Below are 7,487 nucleotides of genomic sequence, written 5' to 3'. Positions count from 1 at the left end.
TTTAAAACCTTTTAATTTAGAATCTTTTATACATTGTTCTAAGTGGTTTGTATATAATGAATAAGGTTCGATTTTTGGGTGTCCAACAATTTCTAGTGGTTGTGATGTTCCCCTACCTTCACTCAAATTAGTTCCTTCAAATAAAACTGTAGTAGGAAATGTGCAAGCGCTTTCTGATCGGGCAAGATTAGGTGAAGGTAAAATCCATGGCAATTTTGTGTCTTCAAAAAACATTTCGCGCTTCCAATTAAGCATTTTTATTACTTTAATGTTTGTTTTTTCTTTTGCCCATAACCTTTGATGCATTAAAGCAACTTCTCCAATGGTCATTCCATGTCTCATTGGAATAGGGTGGAGGCCTACAAATGATTCAAATTCTTTTTCTAAAATATTACCTTCAACGTCTATACCATTTATTGGGTTTGGACGATCAAGTATAATTACTTCAATATTGTTATTTGAGCATTTTTCAAGTAAAAGAGTTAGTGTATAAATATAAGTATAAACTCTACAACCAACATCTTGTAAATCAATAAATAAATGATCTAGTCCTTCAAGCATTTTATCTGTAGGAACTCGTGTTTCAGAATAAAGTGAGTATACTGGAATTTTAAAATATGGATGCATAGAATGATCTGTTTCAATCATATTGTCTTGAGCATCAGTTGAAAAACCATGTTGAGGTCCGAAAACTTTTATAAATCTAGAGTTAAATATTTCTTTGAATTTTATAATAGCATGTGATAATGTTGAATCAACGGATGCATTATGACAAAGTAAACCAACATTTCCTTTAAATGTTTTTTGAAGCTCTTTATCGTTTATAAACACATCTAAACCTGTATGTACTTTCATATTCTTTATTGAAATTTAATTATTTCGATTCTCGGTTTTTAGTTTTATTTAGGGCAACATATAGTTGCCCTAAATAAATATTAACCAAATAACTAACTTAAAACTATATTATTTATATGGATGGATCTGTTGGGGTATTAGGATTATTTTCTCTTTCTATGCTTGGGTACGGATAATAATTTCTGTTTCTTTCATTTGTTGTATTTGATTCTGAAGGAACCACAAAACCAGGGTGAAATCTTTTGCTATCCCCAAATCTCAATCCAGTTAAAAATAATTCAATACATCTATTTTTATATATTTCTTCCAAAATATCGGACTGACTTGTTTCATTTCCAGTCCAAGCGCCAAGATTGGCATTTACGCCTAGAGGGTCGTCATTTTTTTGCCGTACTAAATTTAACTGTGTAACAGCTTCGGTTAATTGACTTTGTCTGGCATAAGCTTCAGCTTTGTTTAGTAGTATTTCACCGTGAAGATAAATAGGAATTGAGGATGTACTAGTTTCAAAAAAACCAAGCATTTCACTTAATGCTTGTCCACCTGCATCTAAATTAGCAAAACCAGCATCTGCACCTAAATAGAAATCAATACGACCATCTCCAACTTCAGGAATATACGTACCTAATAAACCAAAATTACTTTGTGGATTTAAATCCGCTGAATTTACTGTTCGATTCCAAATAGGGTTTTGGTTGTTAGCATCATAAACCCACATAGAGTTTGTAGTGTCTCCATCGTTTAATACTGCATTTGCTGCATTTATTGATTCGGTATAATTACCAGCCAATAAGTAATATCTTGAAAGGAATGCATTTATTGTTTTTTGTAAACTTATTTGCGACCAAAGAACTGTAGATTCAAATTCATTAGACATTGGAGTTGATGCTAATTCATCATTTGCTTCTTCTAATAAACTAATACAGTTTGCTAATACGGTTGCTCTATCGCTAAATTCTGCAGCGCCATCTGCTGAGTTATCTATAGGTGCTTGTTCAAACATTTGAATAAGAGAACCTAAGCACATTGCTTTAAATAAATTTCCATAGGCTAAAAGACCACTTCTTGTACCTCCAGAAAGTTCAACTGAATTGGCTCCTTCAATCAATGATTCAGCCATTCCTTTAGCTCTTATGAGGTTTACCCAAGGGTTTGTAATCCCTCCGCTCTCACTTGGTAATTCGGCACCTCCTTTAGCAAGCTCATTAATATTTAAAAAAGTATTTGTTACTCCTAATTCTCTTGTGGTAATTCCTGGAGCCTCAATTACTTGTCTTAATGCTATAACAGAATAGTATTGTCTAATTCCGGTTGCTAATGCAAAGAGTCCTTCCTTTGTGCCTAGTACAACATCCTCGGTTGGATTGTTTGGGTTTTCAAAGTCGGTGTCGCAAGCAGTAAATATACTACTGCTAATAAGCAAAGCACCTATAATTGTATATATTTTTATGTTTTTCATTTTATTATATTTTAATTTTAATACTTAAAAAGTAGCTACTACACCAAATTTAATTACACTTGGTATTGGAACAAGTCCCATAATACCTCCTCTTGCTCCATTGCTTTGTCCATCCATATTTACTTCAGGGTCATAGCCAGAGAAGTTATCTATTGAAAATAGATTACGTCCAGTAATAGAAAATTTAACACTACTAACTCCTTTTAAAGGGTCTTTTAATAGATAAGAAGTTGATACCTCTCTAAGTTTAATATAAGATCCGTCTTCTACATAAGATTCTGCAATACCAAATTTAGCTGCTCCAGTTCCTCTTACACTTTCGCCTCTTAATTCACTTGCCGTTGCAGGTCCACCTCCAAAACGATAGAACATACGTGTATCCCAACTTAAAACATCTACACCTTGAACAGCATCAAACTGCATTCTAAAAGAAAAGTTTTTATATTTAATTTCATTTGTTAAAGAAGCTATAAAGTCTGGATTTGGATCTCCTATTACTTTGCTTAATGACGATCCAGTTGGCTGGCCTGAGGCATCTCTTTCAGGCACCGGATTTCCATTTGTATCATAAGATCCTTTTTCTCTTTGAGGAAGTCCTCCAGGAGTTAAAAGAAGGCTTCCATCGTTATTTCTTGCATAAAAACCTTGATAAAAGACACCTAAAGGTTGTCCATTCTTAGCAACTGAAAATCCAAAATTCCCAATACCAAATTGCTCACCTTCAATATCATTTACTTCATTTTTATTTGTAGAAAAAGTACCAGTAACTGACCAACTAAAATCAGTTGTTTGTAATGGTATTGCTGTAATTAATGCCTCAAATCCATTGTTTGTCATAGTTCCAATATTTTCAACTCTAGAACTAAAACCAGTTGTAGGAGATAGTGTTCTTGCTAATAAAAGATCTTCAATATCTTGTTTATAATATGTAAGTTCTACACCTATTTTATTATTAAATAGCCCAAAGTCAACACCAAACTCTATTTCAGTTTGTCTTTCAGGTTTTAAATCAGCATTACCTAATTCTGTAGGGGCAATTAATCCAGAAGTTCCATCAATGCTAATAGCTGAATAGTTTGATAATCTATCAAAAGGACCTATTGCAGTTAGGTTTCCAGCTTGACCCCAAGCAGCTCTAATTTTAAAACTATTAATTGAGTTGCCTAAACTATTTTTCCAAAAATCTTCTTCTGATATTAAATAAGACATACTTGTTTTTGGATAAAATTGGTTTCTTTCATCTTTACCAAATACTGAAGAACCATCTAATCTAATTGCTCCAGTAAGATAGAGTTTATTGTTTATACCAAATGTTTGTTGTAAAAATCCTCCCCAAAATGTTCTTTCACTTCTACTTTCATTTGTAGTAATTGAGGCAGCCCCATCAGTAGTTTTTACTCCTAAAGCTAAACCACTTCCAGAAATAGATCTTAATTTTGTTTTATCTGATTGCCAAGAAAATCCGGTAGTAGTTGTAGATTTTATATTATCATTAATGTCTTTGTCAAATGAAGCATTTAAATCACTATTTATTTGTTTTGTGCTAATTGTAGATGTTGTTGCTCTACCTAATGCAATAGTAGTAGTACCAATTGGAATATATGAGTTTCCTATAGATTCCGAATTGTCATAACCTAGTATGTAATTTACTTTTAGTCCATTTACAGGCGTTAAATTTAGTTGTAAATCGCTAATTGTTCTATTATTTTCTTGAGTGAAATCAAATGTTTCAATATATTCCAAAATATTTGGATAAAATGTCATAGTTGGATAATTACCATCTGCATCAGCGTTTGGGTCTATTGTATTATTTGTAAACAGTATTGTTGGTAAAATACCTGCAACATAACCTCCGTTTGGTTGATCTTGACTTTTACTAGTTGAAAAGTATGTACCAAAAGAAGCAGAAGCCCATTCATTAATAGCTTGGTTAATTCTAACTCTACCACCTTGTCTTTCAAAATTTGTGCTTTTAAGAATTCCATCATTTTGTAAATATGAAAAAGAAGCAAAATAGTTTGTGTTTTCTTTTCCTCCGGACATAGAAACATAATTATCAGTTCCTGTTGAATTATCAAAAACCATATCCTGATAGTCATATCTCGTAGTGGGTACTTTTTCAAGATTTGTTATATCGCTTGATGCCCATTCAAAAGGTTCATCATTATAATCACGTTTTTTTCTTAATGAATTAAAGTTTATGCTACTAGAAACTGTAATTATTGGTTCTCCAGATTGTCCTTTTTTGGTAAAAATTTGCACAACACCATTACTTGCTCTAGATCCATAAATTGCCGCCGCCGCCGCACCTTTTATTACTTCTATTCTATCTATATCTTGTGGACTAATGTCTGACATTCTATTTTGAACTACACTACTAGTACCTAAAACATCGGTAGAGTTATTATTAACAATTACACCATCAATAATATATAAAGGGTCAGAACTACCATTAACGGTACTTGCACTTCTTAACCGAACACTAATACCACCAGCTGGATCACCTGAATTTTGAGATACTTGAATCCCTGCCAATTTTCCTGAAAGTCCTGCTGTTATATCTACGGAACCAGCTTCAGCAATTTCCATACCTTTAACGCTGGAGATTGTATTACCTAGTTGCTTTTTGGCAGTTAATGCACCTACTCCAGTTATAACTATTTCATCTAGCCCTAGAATATCTAAATTCATGATAACATTATGAACTACTTCTGCATTGTTTGTTAAAGTAACTTTAACTTCTTTTGTTGTTAAACCGAGTGACCTAAAAACAAGAATGTAATTACCTACATTTAAATTAGCTTTTAAATTATAATTTCCATCAAAATCGGTAATTTCTCCAATACTTGTATTTTTAATTTGTACACTAACACCAGGGGCTGGTTCGCCAATATTATCGGTTACGTTTCCTTTTAGTGTATACGCTGTATTTTGAGCTTGTACAGATAAGCCCAACATAATGAGCATAAAAAAACTGCTCATAAATCGAAATCTCTTAAAAAAAGAGTGGTTTTCATTTGTTTTGTTCATAAAAATGGTTTTTAAATAATAATAGATTATTCAAAAGTAATATTTTTTTTTATAAAACGTTAACAAATAGTTAAGAAAACGCAAAAAATAACAGATAAAAACGCATAAAAACGCATAAAAATAATTTTATTTAAGTTTTTAAAGGATTTTGACTCCCTTTTCTTTGAACGGAGTAAAGATTTCATTTTTTGAACTCAAGTCAGTAATAAGTGTATTTATTCTGGTTATTGGAGTAACGGGGTATCTTTTTACTTCATTGATTTTATTGCTCGTACATAATACAATTACTTTTTCGCTCGCTTCAATCATACATTTTTTAATGTGAGAAACTTCCCAGTTAGGTTCGGTCATTCCGTTTGTAACATTAATGCCTCCAGTCCCCATAAAACATAAATCGGCTCTTAATTGGGAGATTGATGAAACAACATCTAATCCAACAGTAACTTGTGCGGGTTTGTTCAATTTTCCTCCAATAAAAATAATTTCTAAAGAAGGATGTTCTGTGAGTTGAAGCGCAATTGGAAGACTATAAGTATAAATAGTTGCATTTATATCAGCTGGAATTATTTTAGCAAGTTGTAAATTTGTTGTGCTACCGCTCATAATTATTACTTGTCCATCTTTTATTAGTCTTACAGCCTTTTTGGCAATACTATTTTTTTCTTTTAAGTTTGAGAACTTCCTCTCTTCGTAGGGTGGTGCTTTAGTATCTATTGGGAGCGCTCCTCCATGAACTTTTTTGATAAGTCTTTTTGCGGATAGTTCATTTAAATCTCTTCTTATGGTGTCTTCAGAAACCTGCAACTCAATGCTTAGATCTGCTGATAAAACTTTTCTGTTTAGTTTAATCTTGTCTAATATAAGGTGTTGTCTTTCTTCTTTTAGCATATCATTTCATTAATTTATTATGTAAAAGTAATACAAATATGTAACTTTTTGTTTATGTGAAATGTCTTTTGTTTTTAATTGATTAAAGGTAAATGTTTTTAAATATTTAAGTGAAATTGCATTTTAAAGCGGTTTTATGCATTCTTATTTAAAAGATTAAATATGGATATTATTTAATTAATTGTATTAGTTAATTTTTCTAAATCACTCTTAGTATGGTTTGCTGTAATTACAATTCTATTCATAAAATTTTCATAAGTAGGATATCTAAATCTAGCGATAATTATGTTGTTTTGTAATAACTTTTCATGTAATACATCACTTGTTGAATAAATTACAGGATATTTTTTATTGAATTGAAAGTTGTTGTTGGGTTTTAAAATACGCTCTAAAAAGTCTAAGTTATTAAAAAGCTTTTTTCGTTGATTTTTATAAAGATTATCACTTTTAAGAAAAGCTTCTAAATAAGCTGGGTTTGCTCCAGAAGATGATATAAATATTGGTTCAGCTCTAATTTTTTCAATAAAATACTTATCTCCAGCAATAATTCCACCAGAAAGACCAATAGCTTTACCTAGTGATGAAATTAAAATTTTTTGACTAATTTTTTCAGATTTTATTGAAGAAAAGAATCCATTTCCATGCTTTCCAATTATCCCTAAACTATGAGATTCATCAATTACTAATGTTATTTTTTTTTGTGGTGAAATTTCATCTAAAAAATCAAACGAAGTTGGTTTAGTTTCTAAAGCCAAAATAGCATCAGCAGTAATTACAATATCTTCTGAACTATTATTTCGTAATAGTGGATTTATTTTTCCATCTAAAAATAAAGGCAAGCTATTAGAATGTAAAATTGCTGGGTGCGTTTTTGGATAATGAAAGAATTTTACCGTAGATTTAGATAAATAATCAATTACCATTTTACCAGCTAAAGTTCCAGATGAAATAGTTAGGCTAGCTTCAGTTTCTAAAAAATTTGAAAAATAGCTTTCAGCTTTATCATAAATTGCTAATTTTATATTAGCATTTCTTGAGCTTCCATAAAATGTTCCCCATTTTTTTAAACCTTCAAAAATATGTTCTTGAAATTTTTTATTAGAAGCCATTCCTAAATATGAAGTCCCTCCAAAATATAAATAAGGTTCTTTGTTTACAGAAATTTTTCTGTTTGGAAATTCATTAACAATCATTTTTATTTGGTTAAAGTAATTCCAGTTCCGTTTAAATCACTGTATTTAATAATTCCATCTTT

5 protein-coding genes are annotated in these 7,487 nt (G+C 31.1%); all 5 read right to left on the bottom strand.

What is annotated here, in order from left to right; genetic code table 11:
* Nucleotides 1-855, bottom strand: an 855-nt coding sequence (locus AB1Z17_RS03400; RefSeq protein ID WP_368050388.1) for an exo-beta-N-acetylmuramidase NamZ domain-containing protein, incomplete at its 3' end; no start/stop codon positions are given.
* 112 nt (nucleotides 856-967) lie between these two features.
* On the bottom strand, nucleotides 968-2,314 hold the full coding sequence (locus AB1Z17_RS03395) for a RagB/SusD family nutrient uptake outer membrane protein (RefSeq protein ID WP_368050387.1): 1,347 nt from the start codon (nucleotides 2,312-2,314) through the stop codon (nucleotides 968-970).
* 24 nt (nucleotides 2,315-2,338) lie between these two features.
* Nucleotides 2,339-5,296, bottom strand: coding sequence for a SusC/RagA family TonB-linked outer membrane protein (locus tag AB1Z17_RS03390; RefSeq protein ID WP_368050386.1), 2,958 nt, complete (start codon nucleotides 5,294-5,296; stop codon nucleotides 2,339-2,341).
* Between the two features lie 186 nt (nucleotides 5,297-5,482).
* Nucleotides 5,483-6,232 carry a DeoR/GlpR family DNA-binding transcription regulator gene (locus AB1Z17_RS03385; protein ID WP_368050385.1) on the bottom strand — a complete coding sequence of 250 codons (750 nt, stop codon included), beginning with the start codon at nucleotides 6,230-6,232 and terminating at the stop codon, nucleotides 5,483-5,485.
* Between the two features lie 173 nt (nucleotides 6,233-6,405).
* Complete coding sequence (locus AB1Z17_RS03380) at nucleotides 6,406-7,425, bottom strand: aminotransferase class I/II-fold pyridoxal phosphate-dependent enzyme (protein ID WP_368050383.1); 1,020 nt, start codon at nucleotides 7,423-7,425, stop codon at nucleotides 6,406-6,408.
* Nucleotides 7,426-7,487: the final 62 nt, after the last annotated feature.

The organism is Lutibacter sp. (genome assembly GCF_040883305.1).
GTDB lineage: Bacteria > Bacteroidota > Bacteroidia > Flavobacteriales > Flavobacteriaceae > Lutibacter.
This window is presented reverse-complemented; position numbering and strand designations above follow the sequence as displayed.

Excerpts from the sequence above, each read along its gene's own strand:
- AB1Z17_RS03395 (WP_368050387.1), bottom strand. The coding sequence starts at position 2,314 with ATGAAAAACATAAAAATATATACAATTATAGGTGCTTTGCTTATTAGC.
- AB1Z17_RS03390 (WP_368050386.1), bottom strand. The coding sequence starts at position 5,296 with ATGAGCAGTTTTTTTATGCTCATTATGTTGGGCTTATCTGTACAAGCT.
- AB1Z17_RS03385 (WP_368050385.1), bottom strand. The coding sequence starts at position 6,232 with ATGCTAAAAGAAGAAAGACAACACCTTATATTAGACAAGATTAAACTA.
- AB1Z17_RS03380 (WP_368050383.1), bottom strand. The coding sequence starts at position 7,425 with ATGATTGTTAATGAATTTCCAAACAGAAAAATTTCTGTAAACAAAGAA.